Below are 25,153 nucleotides of genomic sequence, written 5' to 3'. Positions count from 1 at the left end.
ATAAAACACAATATTATGGTATACAATAGTACAAGCTACTCATGTACCATTTTTTTTGCTAAAATACTTGATGAAAATGTAACTAAAGATTACATTCATTAGTGAGAAAAGCCTTGAATCTAAAAATTGAACAACCGCCAATTACGCTACGGGAAATGGCATTAACCAATTTGCGCAATGCAATTATTACTGGCTACTTTCCGGCAGGAAAAAGATTGGTAGAACGTGTGTTATGTGAAGAACTCGGTGTCAGTCGAACTGTAGTTCGGGAAGCGATTCGCTATCTTGAAGCAGAAGGTCTGGTAGAAATTATTCCCAATAAAGGGCCTATTGTTTCTGTGCTTAACTGGCAAATTGCAGAACAAATTTACGATATACGTTTATTATTGGAACAAAGCGCTGTTGTTGATTGCACTAAGAATCTTGACTTACAAAATAGTCAAATATTGCAGCAACACCTAGAGCAATTACATCAAGCGTTTGAACAAAATAATATTCCCCATCTATTGGCCGTTTCCCGTGAACTGTATCATCAAATTTTTACCATTGCGCAACATGATATCGCATGGGAAGTTGTTGAGCGTTTAAATGGGCGTATTAGTCGTTTACGTGCAATGACCATTAATTCAACTCGGCGGGAAATTTCAGGTTATGAACGCATTTGTCGGATTATGGAAGCAATTTTGGCACATGATCCCGAATCTGCAAAACAAGCCGTAACAGACCATTTGGCAGAAGCATCAGCAATAGCCAAACAAATTCTTAATCCGTAAGGAGAAACTCATGGCAGCATACTGGATTGCTCATGTCACCATTCAGGATATGGCACAATATGAAAAATATATGCAACTGGCACCCGCTGCATTTCAAAAGTATGGTGCAAAGTTTCTGGCACGTGGTGGTCAGGCATTAAATCCTGAAGGGAAAATATTTGAACGCCATGTCTTAATTGAATTTCCTGATTTGGCAACTGCACAAGCTTGTTATGAATCTGAAGAGTATCGTTTAGCTCGAAATGCACGTGCTGATTGTGCAGATGTAATGATTAGTATTGTAGAGGCTTAATTTTTATAAGCAAACCAGAAGTCATCCATTAAATACATCACAATAAAAAGCCTTTAATATTCTAATGCAATACTAAAGGCTAATTTAAGTCGATATCAGCAGAATAAGTAATTTATTACTGAACACTTAGTTTTTCAAAAGCACTAGTTTGCTTATCCCTTTCCGCTCACGCTTCAGGTGTTCGCCTTGCGCAGGGGCAAAGTAGTACTTTCTTATCCCTGCTCAGGAGTTGGGGTATTTTCTTCGATTAGGGTGCGTAATTCACCACTCTGGAACATTTCCATCATAATGTCACTACCACCAACCAATTCACCTTTTACCCATAATTGTGGAAAAGTCGGCCAATTGGCAATTGCTGGCAATGTCGCACGAATATCAGGATTTTCCAGAATATTGACATAAGCAAATGGACGACCAATCTGGCTTAATACTTCTACTGCACGTGCTGAAAAACCACATTGTGGAAATTGTGGGGTGCCTTTCATGTAAAGTAATACAGCATGTTTGGCAATCTGATCACGAATTAAAGCTTCAGTATCTCTTGCTTGTTCAGTCATTAATAACATTCCTCTTTAATAATAGTGCTAATTATAAACCAAAGCGATCAACTAATTTCAATCAATTATTATTTTGTTGTGCTGTTTTGGAAAAAACCATATAGGTTTAAATAACAGGTAGATCAATAAAAATTTATAAAAAACAATGTAATATAAATATTTCTCTTATTATTTTACAATAAAAAAGCCAGCAAAAAATGCTGACTTTTTTACTAGGTATTAACGGTTACCAAAAGATGAATAGTCATCATCATTGAAATTTGGCGTGTAATTTTCATCAAGATTTTGCAAATGCTCATGCATTGCACGCTCATGTTGAATACGCTGATAAATTTCTTCACGATGGACTGATACTTCTTTAGGCGCATTGACACCAATACGCACTTGATTACCTTTCACACCTAAAACTGTGACACTCACCTGATCACCAATCATTAGAGTTTCACCAACACGACGAGTCAAAATTAGCATACGGCCTCCTTGCTAAATGTGCTTCATTCGAAAGAGAAACTACCATTGATCACAAACCAGTCTTAAACATTTTTCGCACAACCGCTTAATTCTGTTTGTAAACAAATCACGTTTTTAAATATAACAGAGCCACTATATAAGAATAGTGGCATCTTGTCAGGCAATCTTAGTTTTTTTTGCCAATTAATGCAAATTGGTGCTTAGTTTTTAAGCACGAGCGCTACTTTCACCAGATTCACGATCTAAACCAAAGGCACTATGCAATGAACGAACAGCCAATTCAAGATAATTTTCTTCGATTAAAACTGAAATTTTAATTTCTGAAGTTGAAATCATCAAAATATTAATGCCTTCATCAGCCAATGCAGTGAACATTTTACTTGCTACACCAGCATGTGAGCGCATACCAACACCCACGATAGAAACTTTTACAATATCATCACGACCTGTAACTTCGCGCGCTTTAATTTCTTTCGCTGCATTTTCAAGAATGCTACGGGCTTTAGCATAATCAATACGGTTAACAGTAAATGTAAAATCTGTGGTGCCATCTTCTTCAATATTTTGGACTATCATATCCACTTCAATATTTGCAGCACTGATTGGGCTTAGAATTTTAGAAGCAATACCTGGTTCATCAGGTACACCTAAAATTGTTAACTTTGCTTCATCACGATTAAATGCGATTCCTGAGATAATTGGCTGTTCCATATTTTCTTCTGCCTCAGTTGTGATTAGTGTACCGACTGTTTGTTTGAACTGTTCATCAAAAGCACCATCATTGTCATTATCAAAGCTGGATAATACACGTAGTGGTACCTGATATTTACCAGCAAACTCAACTGAACGAATTTGCAAGACTTTTGAACCTAAAGATGCCATTTCCAGCATTTCTTCAAAAGAAATACGGTCAACTTTTTTGGCTTTAGGTGCAACTCGTGGGTCGGTTGTATAGACGCCATCCACATCAGTATAAATCTGACATTCATCAGCTTTTAATGCTGCTGCCAATGCCACACCTGTAGTATCTGATCCACCTCGACCTAATGTTGTGGTATTTCCAAGCTCATCTACTCCCTGAAAACCTGCAACAACAATAACTTTGCCAGCTTCAAGCGCTGTGGTCATCACATCTGTATCGATCGATTCAATACGTGCTTTGGTAAATGCACTATCGGTTTTGATCCCCACCTGACGCCCCGTATAAGAACATGCAGATACACCGATTGAATTTAATGCCATGGCTAACATGGAAATCGTTACTTGCTCACCTGTAGACACCATTTGATCAAGTTCACGTGGGTCAGGTGTTGTAGTAATGGCTTTCGCTAATGCCAACAAGCGATTGGTTTCACCGCTCATTGCAGAAACTACAATCACAACTTTATGACCGTGATCGTGCCAGCGTTTAACCCGATGAGCAACATTTAAAATGCGCTCAGGTGTACCCATTGAAGTTCCACCATATTTTTGTACGATTAATGCCATAGCTATTCCATATAAGCCGTGATCCTGACAGGCCCATCAGGATCAGTTACACATTGAAGTTCTATTGTTGTGCAAGCCATGCAGGCAAAGCTGCAATAACCTGTTCAAACTTCTCATTAAGTGGCGCGCCACCTTGTGCCAAGTCAGGTTTACCACCACCTTTACCACCAAGTTCAGTAGCCAGATGCTTGATGATCTCTCCTGCCTTGATATTTGCCTGATGCTGCTTCGCAACAGAAGCAATCAGGCTCACTTTATCTGCATCTACACCTGCCAGAACGATAATAGCATCATCCATTTTTGATCTAATACTGTCGTGTAGATGACGTAATGCTTTCGCATCCATAGCTTGCTGTGAAGCAATCAAAGTACGGCGATTATTTATGTCTTGTACCTGATTTAATAACTCTACTGCTTGTAGATTTGCCAACTTCTGGTTAAGTTGCTCAATGTGTTTCTGTAATTGTACAGCATGATCAACAGTCGCCTGTACACGATCAAATGTCTGATCTTTTTGTGCTTTTAACAAAGCATCAATCTGACGAATGGTACGATCTGCCTTTTGTGCTGATTCAAGAGCAACCGTACCTGTGATGGCTTCAATACGACGAATTCCAGCAGCAACACCACCTTCAGAAACAATCTTGAATAAACCAATGTCACCTGTACGCTTCACATGAATACCACCACAAAGTTCTACTGAGAATGGTACATCATTATTCACAGTTCCCATGGTCAACACACGTACAGTTTCACCATATTTTTCTCCGAATAACATCATTGCGCCTTTTTGCTTGGCACTTTCAATATCCAGAATTTCAGTTTGCACAATTGTATTAGCAATCACTTCACGATTGACCAATTGCTCAATTTGTTGCAGTTGTTCAAATGTCACAGCCTGATCATGTGAGAAGTCAAAACGTAACATTTCTGAAGCAACCAGTGAACCTTTTTGCTGAACATGACTTCCCAGAATTTGACGTAATGCAGCATGCAATAAGTGCGTCGCAGAATGGTTACGAGAAATTGCTGCACGTAAATCAGCCTTTACTATCGCTTGAACACTTTGTGTTGTTTTAAGATGACCTACGGTCACCACCCCTTGATGAACAAAAGCATTACCAGATTTTTTGGTATCATGAACTTCAAAGATTCCAGTATCATTCTTGAAGATTCCGGTATCACCAACTTGCCCACCACTTTCAGCATAAAATGGAGTCTGATTAAGTACAATCAGCGCTTCGTCACCTTCAAAAACTTCTTCAACCTGCTCACCATCTTTATAAATAGCAAGGATTTCGCCTTGTCCATTGGTAGCATCATATCCATCAAACTGGGTAGCACCGTCTACTTTTACAATGCTATTATAATCTACTGCAAATTTTCCGGCTTCACGTGCCCGCTGACGCTGTGCAGCCATCTCTATTTCAAAGCCGTTTTCATCAATGGTTAATTCACGTTCACGGGCAATATCTGCGGTTAAATCTGCCGGAAATCCATAGGTATCATAAAGTTTAAATACAACTTCACCCGGAATAGTATTTCCATTAAGTTGGCTTAACTCACTTTCAAGCACTTTCAGGCCTTGTTCCAGAGTTTTGGCAAACTGTTCTTCTTCTTTTATTAAGGTTGCTTCGATACGAGATTGATTTACAGCCAATTCAGGGTAAGCTTGTCCCATAACATCAATTAAAGGTTGCAGCATTTTATAGAAGAATGTGCCGGTTGCACCCAATTTATTGCCATGACGTACTGCACGGCGAATAATACGGCGCAATACATAGCCGCGTCCTTCATTAGAAGGATTAACGCCATCAGCAATCAAAAAGCAACAAGAGCGAGCATGATCTGCAATAACGCGTAAAGATGGTTGTCCTTCATCTTGAATGCCCGCAATTTCAGCTGCTGCTTTAAGTAAATGCTGGAATAAGTCGATATCATAGTTGGAATTGACATGCTGTAAAACTGCGGAAATACGCTCAAGTCCCATGCCAGTATCTACAGATGGTGCAGGCAATGCATGCAAAATTCCATCTGCGGTACGATTAAACTGCATGAATACATTGTTCCAGATTTCAATAAAACGATCGCCATCTTCTTCAGGTGTGCCCGGTAACCCCCCCCAGATATGTTCACCATGATCAAAGAAAATTTCAGAACATGGACCACAAGGGCCGGTATCACCCATTGCCCAAAAGTTATCTGAAGCGTATTTTTCGCCTTTATTATCTCCAATACGGATAATGCGTTCAGCAGCAAGCCCGACTTCTTTGTTCCAGATATCAAATGCTTCGTCATCAGTATGATAAACTGTGACATAAAGCTTATCTTTAGGTAAACCCAGCCATTGTTCTGAGGTTAAAAATTCCCAGGCATAGTGAATTGCTTCACGTTTAAAATAATCACCAAAGGAGAAATTACCCAGCATTTCAAAAAATGTATGATGTCTTGCTGTATAACCGACATTATCCAAATCGTTATGCTTGCCACCGGCACGTACACATTTTTGTGATGTTGTCGCGCGGGTATAGTCACGTTTTTCCAAACCAAGAAAACAGTCTTTAAACTGATTCATCCCAGCATTGGTGAACAATAATGTTGGGTCATTATGCGGAACGAGTGAACTCGAGGCGACACGTGTATGACCTTTCGATTCAAAAAATGATAAAAAGGCTTCACGAATTTCAGCGGACGTCATAAAACGTGTACTCACAACAAGTCACTCCATATTCAATTTCAAGGTCATGTTCGGCTATGAAAATTTATTTTTACCGAGCGACAACCAAATTATAAAAGCGCTAAATTATAACGGAAAAAATCTGCATCAACCAATCATTTTCCTGCCATTCACAAATTTAGCCTGTCATTGATAACACTCTAAAAACAAAAGCTAAAGATGAAGCATAAAATAATACGGTCAATTGCATGTTTATTCATCAATTTAACAGAATATTATGAGGGTTTTATGTCTAAAAAATTATTCAAATCAATTTTAACTGGTTCTTCCCTATCATCCCTTTTCACAATGTTTTAATATAACCAGCTGATTTTTATTGATGATGTAAGGAATTCTCCATGCAACGTATTGCCATTAACGGTTTTGGTCGAATTGGTCGAAATGTTGTCCGTGCATGGTTTGAAAATTCCAATCCACTATGCACAATTATTGCCATTAATGATGTTGCAGAGATCCAGACGCTGGCACATCTATTACGTTTTGATAGCACGCATGGACGTTTTGCCGGCAGCATTGACGTCATACAAGAACAACACCGGCAATTTTTATGGATTCAAGCATTCAACAAATCACTAAAAATCGAAGTTTTTAAAAAACCTCAACCGATTGACTTGCCATGGAAAACCCTCGAAATTGATGTGGTACTCGAATGTACAGGTTTATTTCGTTCAAGAGCTGATGCCAGTCAACATTTAATTACAGGTGCAAAACGTGTCATTATTGGTGCTGCACCTTTTGATAGCGTAGATGCTGCTATTGTTTATGGCATTAATCATCATGAATTAACGACTGAAGATCGGGTAATTTCCAGCGTTTCATGTACGACACAGGCACTTGTGCCATTAGTTAAAATTTTGGATGATGCTTTTGGTATTGAAACAGCCATGATGACAGAAATTCACGCAGTGACTGCTGATCAATCTGTACTGGATCATGCTCATCGGGATTTACGCCGTGCCCGTGCTTCAGGACAAAATATTATCCCAACCACTTCCAGTGCTTTAGGCGCTTTGAAACGCGTAATGCCAAAAATGGAAAATCGTATTGAAGGATTCTCTATCCGTGTTCCAACCATCAATGTTGCAGCCATTGATTTAAGTTTTGTCATGCCTGATACGCATACTATTGATGATATCAATACCCTACTGACACAATTTGCCCAAGGCGAATTTTCAAATATCATGTCTGTAATTGATCAGCCTCTGGTTTCCAGTGATTTTAATCACTCTCCTGAATCATTAATTGTTGATTTGACACAAACCATGGTGGTCGGTCGGCATGCAAAAGTTTTTGCATGGTATGATAATGAATGGGGTTATGCTAATCGTTTACTGGATTTGGTCAGTGTTCTACCCAACTAAAATAATTGCCTGAATTAAATTTGACATAATCATTAAATCTTTGAAATTGCTTTAATCCATAGATATAGATATTTTGGACTATGGTTACAGTCTTTTTATCAGATCAAGTAACTTATCTTATCTATCATCGCTAAGAATATAAAAAAATATAAAAAGAAAGCAAGCCAATATGTTTGGCATACTATTGGCTTATAAATTTTTCAACAATAAATTAATATTTAAAATCAATAACATATAAAATATGCGCAAAATGAACATTTTTTCAATACCCAACCTCAGGTATGTTCATATTCGGACAAGTCTTTTATTCTATTACTATTCATCAAATTGCTGTTTCAATCATAATAGGTGACGTGTGTCTGATCTAGAACTTGTTTTACCCACTCCTGTTTTCATCATTGAAGATGATCCGGTCATGCAAACAAGATTATCCAGTCTTTTATTATCGGTTGGTTATAAAACTGAACAATTATTATTTTCTCAGACATTGGCACAATCCAAAAAAATGGTAGAAGAACACCCAATATCATTTTGTTTAGTTGATTTGGGATTACCAGATGGTAATGGACAGGATTTCATTGAATATTTGCGCAATCAGGATATCGGTATTCCAATACTTGTAATTTCCGCATGGAGTACTCAAGATGCCATATTAGGAGCAATTCAATCAGGTGCTACGGGTTATTTACTCAAAGAACGTGACGATTTTGAAATTATACTGTCTATTCGCAGTATTTTACGTGGTGGTGCGCCAATAGATCCATTTATTGCGCAACAGATTTTAAGCAAAATTATTAAACCGAATCAACCCAGAGTATCGTTACAACATTCAAATCATATTTTATCTTCCCGCGAATTAGAAATTTTAGAATTGGTTGCACAAGGTTTAAGTAATAAAGCTATCGCTAATGAAGTCAATTTATCAAGATATACCGTAGAGTCACATATTAAACATATTTACCGGAAACTTGCTGTATGCAACAGAACCAAAGCCGTAGATACTGCTCGATCACTCGGTATATTATAAAATTTTTATATTGCATTTGCTTAGGGATGCTACTCATCCTTGTAAAACCGAGTTATGCCCAAAGCAATCTACAACTAGGGAATTGTACAGCACATATTCAAAATATGTATATCGCTAAAGGTATAGGAAAAGATCATTTACAGCGTCCAGAAAATGGCTGGTTAAAAATAAAAACTTTTCCTGATTTTGTCGATTCTCACTGGAAAAACTATTCAGGAAATATTTGGTATAAAATACAACTGAATTATGATTGTCCAGTACAGCAACACAATCCAGTCATGCTGGTCATTAACCGTATCAATGTTACCGGAGAAATTTTTATTAATGATGACTTGTTATGGCAAGATCAATCATTAGTAGAACCATTATCCCGTAGCTGGAATATGCCTCGCTATTGGAATATTCCTGCATCAAGTTTAAAAAAAGGCGAAAATACACTTTGGATTCGGGTAATCAGTGTTCCCACACAATCTTCTGGACTTGGAAAGGTATTTATCGGAAATCCCAAAGAAATCATGCCCAAATTTCAGGAGTTTTGGTATGAACAACGAGTTTTAACCTTTTTTAATTTAATTTTTTCTTTAACCCTCGGTATTGTTGCACTAATCATTTGGTTGTTTCATCATCAAGAAAAAGTTTTTGGCTGGTTTGCACTCACTTCATTAGCATGGGTATTATTTTTATCAGGTCACCTCATTAGCTATACACCAGCAGGCTTGAATCAAATTCAATTTACCTTTCTAAATCTTATCATCTTAAATTTTTATAGTGTGTTTTTTTGCTTTTATGCATGGCGGCTGGCAAGAGTAACTTTTCCTAAAATTGAAAAAATACTCTGGATTTTTTTGCTTACAATTACTTTTATTCCTTTGCTCCCCTTTGATCAATATCAAAATACATTATTATTCATTTATTTTTTTACTGGAATTTTGATTTTATTTGCTAATTTCATTAGTTTCCAATGTATTGCATGGAAAGTTAAGCAAATAGAATCTACTTTACTTGCTTATATTTTTATCATCTATATTTTTATTTCAATACATGATTTATATGGCTTTTTTTTCATAAAAAACCAAGAGAATTTACTATTCCCCTATACTGGTCCGATCACCACTTTTTTCATTGCAATTATCTTAGGATTACGCTTATCTAAGAATATTAAGGAAATTTCAAGATTTAACAAAGTACTTGAAGAAAATATTATTCAAACCAGAAGCGAATTGACCAACTCATTGACCACTCAATATAAACTTGAACTCATCAATATAAAATTACAGGAAAGGATTAATCTTGCACATGATTTGCATGATGGGCTGGGTGGTTCACTCGTACGCTCTATGGCATTAATTGATCAAAGCAAAGTTAATTTGAGTAATGAGCAATTCCTATCCATGCTGAAATTATTAAGAGATGATTTGAGGCAAATTATTGATAGTGGTTCTAGTGTTGATGCAAAAATTCCTAAAACACCGATACTTTGGGGAGCACCGATTCGTTATCGTTTCAGTCAATTATTCGATGAAATGGATATTTACTCCTATTGGCATTTCCCTAATCAATGGGAAATTAAACCTTCACCGCTAGAATGTTTAACCTTATTACGAGTTGCTGAAGAATCTCTAACTAACATTATTAAACATAGCCAGGCAACACAAGTGAAAGTCCAAATGTTTTATAATGATCAACAGCAACTCATTTTGGAAATACAGGATAATGGTATTGGCTTTGATCCAGCATTGGTTCAACAGTCAGGACTAAGTATTGGTATTCGCAGTATGAATATTCGACTGGAAAAAATTAATGCCAAAATGAAGATTGACTCACAAGCTGGGAGAACCATAATTCAGGTGATTAAATCCTTCAACACACCTAAAGTTAATTTATTGTGATTGAGCTAGCAATAGTTTGACTGGTTTATAGTTACGACGATACATTGGTAAAATTCCATATATTTGCATAGCTTCCAAATGTGCTTTGGTCGGATAACCATTATGTTTAGCAAATCCATATTGTGGATAAAGTATATCTAATTCCTGCATCTGGTGATCCCGGGTTACTTTTGCAAGAATACTAGCGGCACTGATTTCCTGATGTAATGCATCACCACCAATCACGGCTTCACACGCCAAGGATAAATCCGGACAACGATTGCCATCAATACGAACTAATTGTGGAGTTATGGACAAAGTTTCTACCGCTCTTTTCATGGCCAGCATGGTGGCTTGTAAAATATTGAGTTGATCAATTTCTTCATGTGTTGCTTCTGCAATTGACCAGGACAGTGCTTTTTGCTTAATTTCCAGAAATAGCTGCTCACGTTTTTTTGCCGTAAGTTTTTTGGAATCATTTAACCCTTCAATTGGATTATTCGGATCGAGAATGACCGCAGCAGTCACGACCGAACCAATTAAAGGCCCTCGCCCAGCTTCATCTACACCAGCAATATACAATGTTGTTCTCCAATTAAAAAAGCGATCTTGTGGATCGCCTTTGGCATTTTATAGCACAATTATTTTTTCACAAATTCTGAATAACAGGCACTTAGTGTTTTAGCAACCGTATTGGTTACAATCTGTGCACGTGCATTTGGATCCATGGCAGCCTGTGCCAGTTCAACCGCAGTTACATTTTGTGGTGCTTTTTCGCTAACACAACCACAAACTTTAGTTTCCAGTGCCTCTTGCTGTTCAGCAGTCATGGTTAATGCAACTACACGAAAAGCATTATTACTTTGCAATTCTGTACGACATTGACTATCAACGGCTGCTTTAAAAATATTTCCTCCAATTGTTGCTGCAGTACCAATACTATTAGTACCTGAATTTGTGGTACCTGTTCCAGTGCTTGTTGCACATGCTGTTAATGCCAGTGTTGTCGATGCAACAACCATCATAAGTATTTTTTTCATCTTCCCAATATTCCCGAGTATTTATGAATTTTTGATACTGATACCAAAATGCTTCAATACAAGCATTTTTGATGGGCTTACTATACAAAAAATGCCTGAATTAAATAGCATTAATTTTGTTAATCCATTTTGTTTTTTGCTCGTTCGGTAAAAAACTGGCTTGAAAAGAATGAATAGCCAATTGTTTTAATTCCAAATTACTCAGTGCCAATGCATCGGCAATGGCATAAAAATTGTCATTCATATATCCTCCAAAATAAGCCGGATCATCTGAATTGACAGTGACCATTACACCTTTTTGCAGCATACGCTGAATATTGTGTTGCGCCATATCATCTACAACACAAAGCTTTAAATTACTTAATGGGCAAACAGTTAACGGCATTTTTTCGCTGATTAAACGCTGCATCAATATGTCATCTTCTTCTGAGCGCACACCATGATCAATACGATTAACCTTTAATAAATCCAGTGCTTCCCAGACATAATCAGCCGGCCCCTCTTCACCTGCATGCGCAACAACTAAATAACCTTGCTGTCTTGCTTTGGAAAAAACACGTTCAAATTTACTGGGTGGATGCCCTACTTCACTGGAATCCAGACCTACAATTTTGATTTTATCTTTAAACGGTTCCGCCTGTTTTAAGGTTTCAAATGCAGCATCTTCACTCAAATGACGTAAAAATGACATAATTAAATATGATGTAATCCCTAATTTTTGTTCTGCATCAACACAGGCACGATGTAATCCCTGAATAACAGTTTCAAAAGCAACTCCGCGATCTGTATGAGTTTGTGGATCAAACATGATTTCGGTGTGAACTACATTATCCTGTTGGCATTTTTCAAAATATGCCCAAGCTAAATCATAAAAATCTTGGGCATATAGCAATACACTGGCACCAGCATAATAAATATCCAAAAAAGATTGTAGATTATGAAAATTATAAGCCTGTTTAACCTCTTCAACAGACTGATAAGGAATTTGCACCTGATTACGTTTGGCAATTTCAAACATAAGTTCAGGTTCAAAGCTCCCTTCAATATGTAAATGCAACTCGGCTTTAGGTAATGCTGCAATTAAATCATGCTGCTGCACAAAACTTCTCCAAAATTTCAAAATAAAAAAAGGTGTAGCCGTGACTACACCTAAAATACATCATTCAGCGTTAGCCACCAAATACAGCAAATTTAAATGCCCATAATACGGCAATAATCCACACCATATATGGAACATCTGCTGCTTTTCCGGTTAACAGTTTGATCACCGCATAACTGATAAAACCAATGGCAATTCCATCTGCAATAGAATAAGTAAACGGCATAAAAACGATAGTCAAAAATGCCGGAACAGCTTCAGTAATATCATCCCACTCAATACCTGTGACGCCATGAATCATTAATACACCGACATATAATAATGCTGGCGCAGTTGCAAAAGCAGGTACACTTTGAGCAAGTGGAAATAAAAATAATGCCAGAATAAATAGTACAGCTACTACCACTGCCGTTAAACCTGTACGCCCACCGGCTGCAACACCTGATGCAGATTCGATATATGGTGTTGTAGATGATGTTCCCAACGCTGCACCGGCAATAATCGCACTAGAATCTGCCAAAAGTGCGCGTTTTAACCGTGGTAATTTACCATCTTGTAATAAACCTGCACGTTGTGATACACCAACCAGTGTTCCGGTACTGTCAAATAGATCCACCAAAAAGAATACGAAAATAACACCAACCATGGAAATATTAAATAATCCATGAAAATCCATTTGCAAAAATGTGGGTGCAATGGAAGGAATGGCACCGACAATGCCTTGAAATTGATTATGCCCAGTTAGCGTAGATAAGATAGTAATCGATAAAATACTAATAATAATTGCACCACGGATTTTGTAATGATGCATTACTACAATCAATAAAAACCCTAATGCAGCAAATAAAACAGAAGGCGCTGCCAGATCACCCATTTTCACCAGTGTCGCTTCATTACCTACCACAACACCCGCAGACTTTAGAGCAATTAATGCCAGAAAAAAACCAATCCCACCTGCGATTGATAATTTTAATGACATTGGAATGGCATTAATCATGGCCTCTCTAAATTTAAACAGGCTAACAAACAAAAATACACAACCAGAAACAAAAACAGCTGCCAATGCTGTTTGCCAAGGTACCCCCATTCCCATACATACCGAAAATGTAAAATATGCATTCAGACCCATACCCGGTGCCAAAGCAATAGGATAATTGGCAACCAATCCCATCACCAGACAACCAATTGCTGCTGCAATACAGGTAGCAACAAATACTGCACCCTGATCCATACCAGTTAAATGTAAAATACTTGGGTTGACAATGATGATGTAACACATGGCCAGAAATGTTGTAAATCCAGCCAAAACCTCTGTGCGTACATTGGTTTGATTGTGACGGAGCTTGAACAAACGCTCCAGCAAGCCCACAGAAGAATCTGAATGTTGCATTATTTATCCTCAAAAAATATGTTAATGCATAACGCATTAACATAAGCTTTTTTCGTTATCACGACACGATAACGATTACACCCAAAGCAAGCAAAGCTTGTGCCATGCGGTTTATGCTTAGGTGATATTTTGGCCATTTCAACCAGAGATATCTAAAAAAACAAAAGCCCCAACACACGATTGGGACTTGAATAAAAATTTAAACCCTAAGGAGCAATCGGTAATAGCGGTTGTTGTACATCAGCATTTTGAGCACGATGTCGCATAAAATGATCCATCAATACGATTGCCAGCATTGCCTCTGCAATTGGTGCAGCACGAACACCCACACAAGGATCATGACGACCTTTAGTTATGACATCTGTTGCCTGACCCTGTAAGTTAATGGTCTTACCTGTGGTAGTAATACTTGATGTTGGCTTCAATGCAATGGCGACCCGGATATCCTGACCTGAAGAAATGCCACCCAAAATACCACCAGCATGATTGGCAGTAAATCCTTGTGGTGTTAATTCATCACGGGACTGGTGTCCAAACTGTGCGGCAACTGCAAAGCCATCACCAATTTCAACTGCCTTGACAGCATTAATACTCATCATGGCATGGGCAATATCAGCATCAAGACGATCAAATACCGGCTCACCCCAACCGACAGGTACATGCTCAGCCAAAATTTCCAGTTTGGCGCCACAACTTGTTCCCTGTTCACGCAAAGAAGTTACCAAAGCCTCAAAACGTGGAACGGCATCAACATCACCACAAAAAAATGGATTATTGGCCACTTCATTCCAGTCCAGTTTACTGGCAACTTCCGTACCGATTTGTGTAACGTGTGCACGAATCAAAATACCAAATTTTTCTGCAAGATATTTTTTGGCAATGGCGCCCGCAGCAACTCGCATCGCTGTTTCACGGGCACTGGAACGCCCACCTCCACGGTAATCTCTAAAGCCGTATTTTTGGGTATAAGTGTAATCTGCATGTCCAGGACGGAATGTCTGAGCGATATTGCCATAATCCTTAGATTTTTGATCTGTATTACGAATTAATAATCCAATCGATGTCCCTGTGGTTTTTCCTTCAAATATTCCAGAAATAATTTCAACTTCATCGGGTTCTTTACGCTGTGTTGCAAATTTAGATGTTCCCGGTTTACGACGATCCAAATCTTGTTGTAAATCTTCAGTAGACAATTGCAACCCTGGTGGTACACCATCAACAATTGCCATTAATCCAGCACCATGTGATTCGCCACATGTTGTTACCCTGAATAATTGACCAATACTATTACCAGCCATGCTCAATTACTCCTTATTCAATCGATTGCTGAAAAATTGCCTGATATTCACGGCATTGTTGTGCTGTTAAGGCAAAAATACCGGAACCGCCATTTTGAAAGCTTAACCAGTGAAAATCAATTTTATTAAAGTTCTGTTTCAGCGCCCATTCGCTATTGCCCACCTCAATCACCAGTAAACCAGTTTCGGTCAGGTAATCCGCAGCAACAGCCAACATTTTACGTACAAGATCTAAGCCATCCTGTCCTGCGGCAAGTGCCAATTCAGGTTCATGATGAAATTCCTGCGGTAAATCCGCCATGTCTTGTGCATCTACATAAGGTGGATTCGACACGATTAAATCGTATTGATTTTCCGCAGGTATACGCACAAATAAATCAGATTCCAACAATGCAACCTGATATTGCATATTGTGATGTTCAACATTAATGGCTGCAACTTCCAGTGCATCCTTAGAAATATCTGTGGCATCGATCGCTGCATCCGGATAGGCATACGCCAGTGCAATGGCAATACAACCCGATCCCGTACATAAATCCAAAATACGTTCAGGTGTTTTAGGCATCACACTGGCAGGCAATTGATGACGATCTTCGCGCATTTGGCCTTGCTCATCCAGACAATAAGGCGCAAAACGATCCTGAATCAGCTCGGCAATCGGTGAACGAGGAATTAAAACCCGTTCATCTACATAAAACGGCTTACCATCAAAATAAGATAAATTTAATAAATATGAAGTTGGCACTCGCTCATTAATACGACGCTCCAACAAACTTAAAAATTCCTGCTTTTCATTTGGTAATAATTTGGCATCCAAAATTTCTGAATCCGCAGACCAATCCAAAGAAAGCGTTTGTAATACCAATGCAGAACTTTCAGCAAAAAAATCTTCTGTACCTTGTCCCAAATGTGCATCATATTGACGTAATGCTGTGACACCAAAACGGATAAAATCTCGAATGGTACTTAAATTTTCGCTTGCTTCCTGTAAGCTTTCCTGACTAATTAATGGATGATCCACTCAACACTCCAGACCCAAAACGATAGAATGCACTATTCTACTCACTTTCATCATAATTTATAAGCGAAACCTGAGATTTCATGCGTTGGTACAACGGTCTTTGATCATCTTTCAGGATTCATCAGACATTGCCGAATAAAATTTTACTCCTAGTTTTATGCGATCACGTCCATTAGACATCCGCCAACGGTTAGTATCCCGTAAAGAATAAACACAACCACAATATTCCTGCTGATAAAATTCTTCACGTTTCGATATTTCAATCATACGGTTGGCACCGCCATTCTTACGCCAGTTATAATCCCAATACATCATATCTGGATAATGTGAAGCTGCACGAATACCGCAATCATTAATTTGTTTCATGTTCTTCCAGCGAGAAATACCCAGTGAACTGGAAATCACCTTAAAACCATGCTCATGTGCATACAGTGCTGTACGTTCAAACCGCATATCAAAACACATGGTGCAACGAATACCTTTTTCCGGTTCATCCTCCATACCCTTGGCACGAGCAAACCAGTTATCCGTATCATAATCACAGTCAATAAATGGAATATGATGCTTTTCCGCAAAACGTATATTTTCTTCCTTACGAATCAGATATTCTTTGACTGGATGAATATTTGGATTATAAAAGAAGATGGAAAAATCAATTTCAGATTCAATCAATGCTTCCATAACTTCACCGGAACATGGCGCACAACAAGAATGTAGCAATAATTTATTTGCATGATCTGGAAGTTGTAGTTTTTCCCGTTGTTTTGTCATGACACTACACTGATTCAAAAATATTACGATAAATTATACTGAGTTCATGGCAAACTTGCAGCTAATGTTATTCTGTAAATTTTGCAATAATATGCCAGAAATCAACTCTGCTTTGTCTTTAAACATAATACATGTGCAACAATTACAGCAATTAACCGCTTAAATAGCCCATCATCATTGCAGAAAATAAACAGCCCTACCCGATTTATACGCACAGCCGAATGACTTTAGTGTACACTGCTCTACTGCATGTTTCTCACTTTTCAGGATTTGCATTTATGTCAGATCAAAATGATAAACTGGATCAGCTCAAAACTTCCGCATTTGATCGCCGTTTTTCCATTGCCAAAGCCTCTTTATTAGCAGGAACCCGTTGGGCGGCAGCAAATGCAACAAGTCTATTTTCCAGTGATGCCGAAAAAGAAAAGAAACGCAAAAAAGCCATGATTGAGCAGGCCAATTATCTGGTTTCAGAAATTGGAAAACTCAAAGGCTCCGTGGTTAAGATTGGTCAAATGATGGCACTTTATGGCGAGCATTTTTTGCCTGAAGAAGTGACTCAAGCATTGAATACACTCAATGATAATACCGTTGCATTATCATGGCCGATTATTGAACAGCATTTAAAACAACAATTAGGTGAAAAGTTTTTTGCACTGGATATTGAGCAAGAACCACTGGGTACAGCCTCACTGGCACAGGTGCATAAAGCTCGTCGTAAGTCTGATGGATTAGAACTGGTATTAAAAATTCAGTATCCCGGTGTTGCAGAAGCCATTGATTCAGATATGCGACTATTTCGCAGTATGCTAAGGCTTACGAATATCGTACCGCAAACTCGAGAATTTGACGAATGGTATGAAGAAGTACGCAGCATGATGCACCGTGAAGTCAACTATCGAATGGAAGCGGCAACCACTAAACGTTTTTATACGCGTTTAGCAACAGATAATCGCTATATCGTGCCGCAAATTATTGATGAACTCTGTACCGATCAAATTTTGTGTATGACCTTTGAACAAGGTGTACCGGTAAATAGCCCAACCCTGTTATCTTTACCACAACATCGCCGTAATTTATTAGGTGAAGCTTCACTAGAAATTTCTATTCGGGAAATTTTTGAATGGGGCGAAATGCAGACTGATCCAAATTTTGGTAATTATCTAATTCGCTTAGGCAATGGACATGATCGTAAGGATCAAATTGTTTTGCTTGATTTTGGTGCAATCCGCCAATTTGATGCACATTTATTGCATGTGGCAAGAAATTTAATTATTGCAGGCTATCATCACGATAAAACTGAAATGATTGCCAACATGACTGGTTACCCATTTTTTGACAATATTCCTGCTTCAGTCAAACCCGATCTGGCACAGGTATTTTTAATTGCCACTGAAGCATTTAGTACTCCGGAAAATAATCCGGAAATGCCGGAAGGTTTAATGGATGAGCAATATCGCTATCACTGGAAAAAAAGTCAGTTGCACAACCGAGTTATTCAGCAAGCTAGTCGCTCTATGGCATCCCGTTATTTTTCTGTACCGCCAAAGGAATTTATGTTTATTAGTCGTAAATTTATTGGTGCCTATACATTTATGACGGTAATTGATGCCAAAACTAATATTCGCGATATGGTTACACCTTATCTTAAAAAATCATAATATCTAATATCTTTATTGATGGGAGATAATATAAAATATTATTTCCCATCATTTATTTTGATTTACTTATACATTCCAATCATTATATTAACTAGATTATTTACTTCATCTTTTTATTATCCATTTGTAATAAAACCTAATATAGACCGAAATCATGAATATTGAAATAAATAAAAAATGATATCTAAATCATAAATTGTTTTATAGTTTTCAGATAATAAGCAATAACTTACAAGAAATATATCAACAAGAATAAAATGATAATGCTAAAGTAATTCAACAAACAGATCTACAAAATGTGAGAGGATAAATCAAATCATGCGATATAACAAACTGGGTCAGACAAATATCGATGTCAGTGCAATAGCATTAGGCACGATGACGTGGGGCGAACAAAATACTGAACAGGAAGCGCATCAACAAATTGATTTTGCACTGGCGCAGGGAATTAATTTTATTGATACTGCCGAATTATATCCTGTACCGCCCAAACCTGAAACCCAAGGTTTAACTGAACAGTATATTGGGACATGGCTTGCTAAATTTGGCCAGAGAGATAAAATTATTTTGGCCAGTAAAGTTGTAGGCCCTTCATCAGGAAATGGTGGAACAGATCATTTCCGTAATGGGCAAAGCCGCCATAATAAAGTGAATATTGAACAGGCATTACACGACAGTTTAACCCGTTTACAAACGGATTATCTTGATCTCTATCAATTGCATTGGCCAGATCGCCATACCAATTTTTTTGGTCAGTTGGGTTATAGTCACCTTGAACAGGACGACAGTACACCAATTCTTGAAACTTTATCAGTATTAAATGATTTGGTACAAGCGGGTAAAATCAGACATATTGGTTTATCTAACGAAACCCCTTGGGGAATTAGTCAATTTTTGCATCTGGCGGAAAAACATGACTTAGCCAGAGTTGTATCCGTACAAAACCCATATAATCTGCTCAACCGAACCTATGAAATAGGCACTGCGGAAATTTCCATTCGTGAGCATGCTGGTTTACTGGCTTACTCACCTTTGGCTTTTGGTCATTTAACCGGAAAATATTTAAATGGTGCATTGCCTGAAGGTGCAAGAATCACCAAATGGCAGCGTTTTTCACGTTATAAGAGTGAAAATGCAATAAAAGCTACAGAATTATATGTAGCACTTGCAAAAAAACACGGCATTGACCCCGCACAATTGGCATTGGCATTTATTAATCAACAACCGTTTGTGACCAGCAATATTATTGGTGCAACCAATTTACAGCAATTAAAAACCAATATTGACAGTATTGATGTAATCTTATCTGAAGATATTCTTGCCGAAATTGCAAATATTCACCAGCGTTATCCAAATCCAAGCCCTTAATCATCAGATAAAAAAACAGCCAAAATATCTAATTTATTTTGGCTGTTTTAGGGTCGATAAGATTATTTTTCTCAGTCAATTTTGATAATTTTACCATGCTCATCATGATGAACTGTGCTGATTTTTTGGCTACGACTTTGCTGTAAATCCTGAATGACTAATCCAAAGTGATTGGCATAATCCATATCCGTATTGGCCTGTAACTTTTTCTTCGGTTTATAAGGCACAAAATTATTCCAGAGTAACAATAACACAGCACAGATCATCAATAACATAACGCCTTTTTCTAGTGCTGTCATGAACATTAATAATAAATGATAGGCGACATTATGATGATGGGTATCCGTAAAGCCGAGTAATATCATGATTGGTCGCCATAAAAGCAACCACGCTACCCATAACAATGCGGTGGTGGTAGTTGATAAATAACGCCTATGCCAAGGTAGCTGATCACGTACATCAATAATTAAAGCATGTTGTTTCATTGTAGATCCCCCCATTCCATCATGATTTATTGACCCGAATTAATTTTAATGCCGCGATCCGGACTAACCCATCTTGCTCGCTGCTCAGTGCCGCGTAATAATACTTTTGGAAAGGCCACAATACTCGCAGATACTGTAATTAACCAAAATACGAATGGATACCAGATCATCCAGTAATAATTCCGCCCAAGTTGATTTTCATAACGACTGTCCATCCATTTACTAATAATAAATTGAAATAAACAGGTCAATCCAAGCAATATCCCTGTTCCATAAGGTAAAAAAGGTGAACTGACTGCCGGAAAAGCGATCCACGGCAAAATCATGTGTAAAATCCATATCAGCGCCAGAATAAATAAAAGATATGACCAGACCAAAGTCAACATCAACTCTAGCATTAATGGCCACAGATAGTTCAAACGTGGTTTAAATAATACATCAATATTTTTGATTAAAACCTGTGCCCCACCCATAGCCCAACGTAAACGCTGTTTCCATAATCCCTGAATGGTTTCCGGCATTAAAATCCATACCAAAGCATTAGGCTCAAAATAAATATCCCAACCTGCTCGCTGTAATTTCCAGGTAATATCAATATCTTCAGTTAGCATATTTGGTGACCAGTAACCCACCTCATGAACTGCAGTTTTACGAAAAGCCGTGATTACCCCTGATACAGTAAAAATTCTCCCAAAACTACGCTGCGCACGTTTAATCATGCCAACAATAGAAGAAAATTCACCAACCTGAACTCGTCCCAATAGTGTGGAACGATTACGAATTCGCGGGTTACCTGTAACTGCGGCAACAGATGGATGTACCAGAAAATGTCTGACCATCCAAGTTGCTGCATGAGGATCCAATAAGGCATCCCCATCAATACCAATCAGATATTCGGCATCAGTAAGTAAACTACCTGCCTGTAATGCCATGGCTTTACCCTGATTTTGTGCCAAATGTACCACTTTTAATTTTTCATATTTTTCGGCAAGTCGATTCAATACTTCAGCAGTATTGTCCTTGCTGCCATCATTAATAGCAATTACTTCAAAATTTGGATAGTTTAATGCCAAGGCATGACTCAGGGTTTCTTCTGCATTATCCCCTTCATTAAAACATGGTACTAAAACTGCTACTTTTGGATAGGTTGTCAATGCTGTGGGTTGTTGATACGAAGGTTCTTTACGCTCCTTCCAGTAGAAAATAATTGCACCCATCATCCATAAATAAGACATAAATAATGGATAATAGAACAAAAAGTTAAGTGCTGATTGCCAAAATTGATGCATGGTCGTCATGATAAATTCCTTTAAGGAACAAGACGGTTGGATTTGATGGCAAAAGCATCACGCATTACAGTGGTATCTGGATGATTTTTAATTGGGTCATCCGGATAATATGCAACGTGAATTGCATCCTGTTGATACAGGGATTTTATGGTATCAGCCATCTCTGTTGACGGAACAGGCTGATTTTTACGCCAGTCTGTTGCCTGAATTTCAAATACAGTTTTCTTTAAGCCATCCGGATATTTTTTTACCCGATTTACAATGTCATTAAAAAACTGCTGTGGATCTTTCGCCTGCTCCATATATGGCATTGCCATAATTGCAGTAAAATCATAACGATGAAGTGATTGTTCCAATGATTGTGAATACCAGTTTTCTGCATAAGGCGATAAGGCAACTTGGGCATATAAATTACGCGCAGTTAACAAAAACGGCTGGTAATAACGGACATCATCTGCCAATTTCATGGCAAAGTCATCAATAGTTTTGGTTTTAAACGCCGTCCATTTTGATAAAAGTGCATCATCATTGCGGATTTTGTTTAAATCAGTCGGTAATCCGGCTTTGGCATAAGCTTTTAAAGCTTGTGGGCTGACATCTTCATAATCTGATAAGGTCGTATCATCATGGAATAAAATTCCGTTAAATGTGGATGATTTTGCCAAATCACGATACAAGCCTTCGATCACTTGTCTTGCCTGAATAGAATACGGACTCAGACGAATATACCCCATATTTAAATGGTCGCTATTCTTAGGCTGCTCTGTTACCACAACATCTTTGGAGACCGGATTATTTTTGGGCAGTTCCCATGCCAAGAGTGGCATCCATGCATAGACACGGCGTACATCTGTACGTGTCTGGATTTGCCATGCGACGCGATTAAATAAATCTGCACGCATTGGTAAATAACGATTTGGAAAATAAACCATATCAGCAGAACCATTGGCATCAGGATCAGCAAAAGCCTGCAAATATACAGTATTAACTTTCATGGCATTAATGCGGTCTAGCAAGTGGCTTAAATTACGCTCTTGCTGTTGCGGATCTGGATCATAAATATAATCCAGATCAATATGCATAATTTTTTGCGGGCGATTATTATCATTATAATTTAATAATCGAGCCTGAATATCTTCTGCCAGATCTTCTGTGCTTTCATCTTTTTCGATCAAAATACGATTAAGATGCCCAAGCGATTTGGTCACATGATCTGCACCATCATCCAATGTAATAGTGATCGGCATACCCAATTGTCTGGCAATCTTCACAGTTTGCAGATTATATCGTCCGTATGGCCACACCATCACACGTGGCGAACGAATGCCATGTGCTTTCAAAGTTTCATTATTTTTCTTTAAATCATTATAAATACGCGCTGTGTATTCCTGATCTGTTTCATAACGTTTTGATTTTGGAAAATATTGACGTGTTGTTGCCGCAGGTTCTGAATTACCTTGCGGATTTCCCATAATACCTCGATGCAGATTATAACTGTGGCTGCCAATCTCAACGTAACCGCTGTCCTGCATTTCCTTTAATTCAGACCAGCTTAATAATTTATTTCGAGCCAGTTTATCATCACCAAATTGTACCTGTTGATGATTTTTAACTTCCAGCCATGATCCCACTACAGCCAGCACAACAGGAATTTTTCTGGCTTTAAAAATTGGATAGGCGTATTGGTAAAAGGATTGATAACCATCATCTATTGTTATCAAAACTGCTTTTTCTGGCAATTTTATTTTGCCCGCATTGGCTTTGATCAGATTATCAACACTGACAAAATGATAACCATTCTGCTGCAACCAATCCAGATGATGCTCCAAATCCTGTGGTGTTACTGCATAATCTGGAATAATCGCATGGTTCTGTGGGGTAATTTCGTGATAGCCAATAATAGTTAAAGCAGAAACATCGATTTTTGCTGTTTCTTCGGAAGATGCCGTTTCACTTGCTTCAGGTATTGATATCGTCATACTGGAGAATTCTGGAGTTTCTGCATAGACACCAGCAGTTAAAAGTGAAGATAAGGCAAATAAACAAGTAGATAAAACTTGCGCTGAACGAGGTATATTCATGAATGTTAATCCCATTCACCAACTATCGCTCAATAAAAAAAACATATTTACTCAGAATGAATGAATATGCTTTTTAACTGAAACAACAATGACATAAAGAGTAAAAGAGAAGCAATATAATCGCTTCTCTAACCGCTGGATAATTCAGGTGAATTGTTATCCTTTTTTATGTAAATTAACAACCTATATTTTTATGATTTTTTTTATAATTTTAGATTTTAACCTGCATAATACCGATTTAGTTAACATAATTTCACAAAAATATATTTTATAAAATAATGAGAATTATTTCGATACTTTATTATCTGCTTGCCTGCTCAGTCAACCATGCTGTAAATTCTTTACGTTGCTGTGAGGTTGCTTTTTTCCACAACTCGATCAATTGATTTCCAGCGACATTTGTTGCATTTTGAGCACTTGTTACTTGAGCATGCGCTTCTGGTACATAAACAACTGTTGCCTGAGGTTTATCTTTACGCAAATCTGTTACTGCACCAAAAAGGTTTTGCCCTAACCAGCTTTTGTTTTGCTGACTTGCACCCACTTGCTCAGCTACTTTTTGTCCTGACTGATTTTGAATGGCAATGGTTGGTCGCTCAGCGAATTCTTTTGCCTGATCGAAGTCTTTTGGAGGATTAACCAGCACGAGTTTATAGCTTTGTCCATCCTGTAAAGGCACTTGATTTAAAGTCAAAATATTGGATTTTAGTACATCATGTTCACCGCTGGCATGATAAAAAATATCCTGATATTTTACCGAAATGCTATGTACACCGGCATCAAGTTTAAAGCTATTATTTTTTTTGCTGATTAAGCCCTTGCTGACTTCCTGATCATCAATTGCTAGCACAATAATTTCTTCTGGTGCTGTCAAAACCACATCAGCCCACGCAGATACACTTAAAACACTCAATGAAATCACAGATAAGAATTTTTTTAACATGCAAATAGACCCAATCACAATTTTTCACATGCACTATGCGGATTTTATGTGAACAATTTATGACAATGCCGTAATATTGATTAAACACTCCAACTCGTATCGTCCTGTTTTATTCAATTAGAATCAAAAAATC

At 37.9% G+C, this 25,153-nt stretch carries 22 protein-coding genes; 7 read left to right on the top strand and 15 right to left on the bottom strand.

Features of this window, described 5'->3' with window-relative positions:
• Positions 1-113: 113 nt before the first annotated feature.
• Positions 114-773 carry a GntR family transcriptional regulator gene (locus F4V57_RS00770; protein WP_070069265.1) on the top strand — a complete coding sequence of 220 codons (660 nt, stop codon included), beginning with the start codon at positions 114-116 and terminating at the stop codon, positions 771-773.
• Positions 774-783: 10 nt separating this feature from the next.
• Complete coding sequence (locus tag F4V57_RS00765) at positions 784-1,065, top strand: DUF1330 domain-containing protein (protein WP_070069236.1); 282 nt, start codon at positions 784-786, stop codon at positions 1,063-1,065.
• A gap of 212 nt (positions 1,066-1,277) precedes the next feature.
• Here the strand turns inward: F4V57_RS00765 and grxD are convergent, their stop codons facing one another.
• The 4 genes from grxD to alaS all read right to left on the bottom strand — a co-directional run bounded on the left by grxD (position 1,278) and on the right by alaS (position 6,279).
• Complete coding sequence (gene grxD, locus F4V57_RS00760) at positions 1,278-1,622, bottom strand: Grx4 family monothiol glutaredoxin (RefSeq protein ID WP_070069237.1); 345 nt, start codon at positions 1,620-1,622, stop codon at positions 1,278-1,280.
• A gap of 219 nt (positions 1,623-1,841) precedes the next feature.
• Positions 1,842-2,093 carry a carbon storage regulator CsrA gene (gene csrA / locus F4V57_RS00755; RefSeq protein ID WP_070069238.1) on the bottom strand — a complete coding sequence of 84 codons (252 nt, stop codon included), beginning with the start codon at positions 2,091-2,093 and terminating at the stop codon, positions 1,842-1,844.
• Between the two features lie 207 nt (positions 2,094-2,300).
• Positions 2,301-3,581, bottom strand: coding sequence for an aspartate kinase (locus tag F4V57_RS00750; protein ID WP_070069239.1), 1,281 nt, complete (start codon positions 3,579-3,581; stop codon positions 2,301-2,303).
• Between the two features lie 61 nt (positions 3,582-3,642).
• Positions 3,643-6,279, bottom strand: coding sequence for an alanine--tRNA ligase (gene alaS / locus F4V57_RS00745; RefSeq protein WP_070069266.1), 2,637 nt, complete (start codon positions 6,277-6,279; stop codon positions 3,643-3,645).
• A gap of 377 nt (positions 6,280-6,656) precedes the next feature.
• Here alaS and F4V57_RS00740 point away from each other — a divergent pair, with 377 nt between their 5' ends.
• The 3 genes from F4V57_RS00740 (at position 6,657) to F4V57_RS00730 (ending at position 10,595) form a co-directional block, all read left to right on the top strand.
• The gene (locus tag F4V57_RS00740) at positions 6,657-7,679 is read left to right on the top strand and encodes a type I glyceraldehyde-3-phosphate dehydrogenase (RefSeq protein ID WP_070069240.1); all 1,023 of its coding nucleotides are present in this window, start codon (positions 6,657-6,659) and stop codon (positions 7,677-7,679) included.
• Between the two features lie 415 nt (positions 7,680-8,094).
• A complete protein-coding gene (locus tag F4V57_RS00735; RefSeq protein ID WP_406564514.1) occupies positions 8,095-8,706 on the top strand; it encodes a LuxR C-terminal-related transcriptional regulator in 612 nt (203 codons plus the stop codon).
• A 26-nt stretch (positions 8,707-8,732) separates the two neighbouring features.
• Complete coding sequence (locus tag F4V57_RS00730) at positions 8,733-10,595, top strand: sensor histidine kinase (RefSeq protein WP_227515664.1); 1,863 nt, start codon at positions 8,733-8,735, stop codon at positions 10,593-10,595.
• Here the strand turns inward: F4V57_RS00730 and rnhB are convergent.
• The 7 genes from rnhB to F4V57_RS00695 form a co-directional block, all read right to left on the bottom strand.
• Positions 10,587-11,156: a ribonuclease HII gene (rnhB, locus tag F4V57_RS00725; protein ID WP_070069243.1), complete on the bottom strand. Its 570-nt coding sequence runs from the start codon at positions 11,154-11,156 to the stop codon at positions 10,587-10,589. The two genes, F4V57_RS00730 and rnhB, sit on opposite strands and share 9 nt — an antisense overlap.
• Positions 11,157-11,215: 59 nt before the next feature.
• Positions 11,216-11,614, bottom strand: coding sequence for a hypothetical protein (locus tag F4V57_RS00720; protein ID WP_070069244.1), 399 nt, complete (start codon positions 11,612-11,614; stop codon positions 11,216-11,218).
• Between the two features lie 100 nt (positions 11,615-11,714).
• Positions 11,715-12,713, bottom strand: a complete 999-nt coding sequence (locus F4V57_RS00715; RefSeq protein WP_070069245.1) for an adenosine deaminase — start codon at positions 12,711-12,713, stop codon at positions 11,715-11,717.
• 70 nt (positions 12,714-12,783) lie between these two features.
• Positions 12,784-14,103, bottom strand: a complete 1,320-nt coding sequence (locus F4V57_RS00710; protein ID WP_070069246.1) for an NCS2 family permease — start codon at positions 14,101-14,103, stop codon at positions 12,784-12,786.
• Between the two features lie 206 nt (positions 14,104-14,309).
• Complete coding sequence (aroC, locus tag F4V57_RS00705; RefSeq protein ID WP_070069247.1) at positions 14,310-15,401, bottom strand: chorismate synthase; 1,092 nt, start codon at positions 15,399-15,401, stop codon at positions 14,310-14,312.
• Positions 15,402-15,414: 13 nt separating this feature from the next.
• Positions 15,415-16,422, bottom strand: a complete 1,008-nt coding sequence (gene prmB, locus F4V57_RS00700; RefSeq protein ID WP_070069248.1) for a 50S ribosomal protein L3 N(5)-glutamine methyltransferase — start codon at positions 16,420-16,422, stop codon at positions 15,415-15,417.
• A gap of 111 nt (positions 16,423-16,533) precedes the next feature.
• Complete coding sequence (locus tag F4V57_RS00695; RefSeq protein WP_070069249.1) at positions 16,534-17,193, bottom strand: epoxyqueuosine reductase QueH; 660 nt, start codon at positions 17,191-17,193, stop codon at positions 16,534-16,536.
• Between the two features lie 278 nt (positions 17,194-17,471).
• On the opposite strand from F4V57_RS00695, the gene F4V57_RS00690 reads away from it, so the two are divergent.
• Positions 17,472-18,854 (top strand): ABC1 kinase family protein, encoded by a 1,383-nt coding sequence (locus F4V57_RS00690; RefSeq protein ID WP_070069250.1) that lies wholly within the window; start codon positions 17,472-17,474, stop codon positions 18,852-18,854.
• 318 nt (positions 18,855-19,172) lie between these two features.
• Complete coding sequence (locus F4V57_RS00685; protein ID WP_070069251.1) at positions 19,173-20,222, top strand: NADP(H)-dependent aldo-keto reductase; 1,050 nt, start codon at positions 19,173-19,175, stop codon at positions 20,220-20,222.
• A 71-nt stretch (positions 20,223-20,293) separates the two neighbouring features.
• On the opposite strand, the gene pgaD is transcribed toward F4V57_RS00685, so the two are convergent.
• From pgaD to F4V57_RS00665, 4 genes are all read right to left on the bottom strand, one after another.
• Positions 20,294-20,707 carry a poly-beta-1,6-N-acetyl-D-glucosamine biosynthesis protein PgaD gene (gene pgaD, locus F4V57_RS00680; protein WP_070069252.1) on the bottom strand — a complete coding sequence of 138 codons (414 nt, stop codon included), beginning with the start codon at positions 20,705-20,707 and terminating at the stop codon, positions 20,294-20,296.
• Between the two features lie 26 nt (positions 20,708-20,733).
• On the bottom strand, positions 20,734-22,005 hold the full coding sequence (gene pgaC / locus F4V57_RS00675; protein ID WP_070069253.1) for a poly-beta-1,6-N-acetyl-D-glucosamine synthase: 1,272 nt from the start codon (positions 22,003-22,005) through the stop codon (positions 20,734-20,736).
• 11 nt (positions 22,006-22,016) lie between these two features.
• Entirely contained in the window at positions 22,017-23,975 is a 1,959-nt protein-coding gene (pgaB, locus tag F4V57_RS00670; RefSeq protein ID WP_171257526.1) for a poly-beta-1,6-N-acetyl-D-glucosamine N-deacetylase PgaB, read from the bottom strand.
• Between the two features lie 403 nt (positions 23,976-24,378).
• On the bottom strand, positions 24,379-25,020 hold the full coding sequence (locus tag F4V57_RS00665; protein WP_070069255.1) for a DUF2057 family protein: 642 nt from the start codon (positions 25,018-25,020) through the stop codon (positions 24,379-24,381).
• Positions 25,021-25,153: the final 133 nt, after the last annotated feature.

This window comes from Acinetobacter qingfengensis (assembly GCF_008693185.1).
Lineage (GTDB): Bacteria > Pseudomonadota > Gammaproteobacteria > Pseudomonadales > Moraxellaceae > Acinetobacter > Acinetobacter qingfengensis.
Note: the sequence above shows the minus strand (reverse complement) of the source record. Positions and strands in the feature narration are given on the sequence as shown.